Source organism: Azospirillum sp. ST 5-10, from assembly GCF_051225715.1.
Classification (GTDB): Bacteria; Pseudomonadota; Alphaproteobacteria; order Azospirillales; family Azospirillaceae; genus Azospirillum.
In genome coordinates, this window is record NZ_JBPJSP010000094.1 from 1 (window position 1) to 821 (window position 821).

Sequence of the window (821 nt, forward strand, 5' to 3'; positions counted from 1 at the left end):
TGGCTGGTCAGCGGCGGCACGATCACCCGCAGCGCCTGCGGCAGCACCACCAGGCGCAGGGTCAGCCCGCCCGGCAGGCCGAGCGCGCGGGCCGCCTCGGTCTGGCCCCAGCTCACCGCCAGGATGCCGTTGCGCACCACCTCGGCGATGAAGGCGGCGGTGTAGATCACCAGCCCCATCAGGATGGCGAAGAACTCCGGCGAGATCGCCACCCCGCCGCGGAAGTTGAAGCCGGCGAGCTGCGGCATGTCCAGCTCGGTGGGGGCGCCGCCGGCGAGGAACGCCAGGAACGGCAGCCCGGCGACGCAGCCCAGCGTCGCCCAGCCCGTCGGGAAGGGCTGCCCGGTGCGCGCCTGGCGCGCCGCCGCCCAGCGCCGCACCGCCACCGCGGCGACGATGCCGACCAGCAGGGCGACGCCCACCCAGGCCCACGCCGGGTCGGCGACCGGCACCGGGAACCAGACGCCGCGCTGGGTGACGAAGACGCCGGGCAGCGGGTTGAGGGCCTGGCGCACCGGCGGCATGCTCTCGGTCACCACCGCGTACCAGAAGAAGAGCTGGAGCAGCGGCGGGATGTTGCGGACGATCTCGATGTAGACCGAGGCCAGCTTGGCCACCAGCCAGTTGCTGGAGAGGCGGGCGATGCCGACCAGGGTGCCGATGACCGTCGCCAGCACGATGCCGATGACCGCCACCTTGAGGGTGTTCAGGATGCCCACGACGAAGGCGTAGCCGTAGCTGTCGCGGGGGTGGTAGTCGATCAGGCTCTCGCCGATGCCGAACGACGCCTCGCGCGACAGGAAGTCGAAGCCGGTGGCGAT

At 72.5% G+C, this 821-nt stretch carries 1 protein-coding gene; it reads right to left on the reverse strand.

Translation table 11 applies throughout. The features are described 5' to 3' along the window. A partial coding sequence (locus ACSBPG_RS31945) for an amino acid ABC transporter permease (RefSeq protein WP_435541293.1) occupies window positions 1-821 on the reverse strand: 821 nt, incomplete at both ends.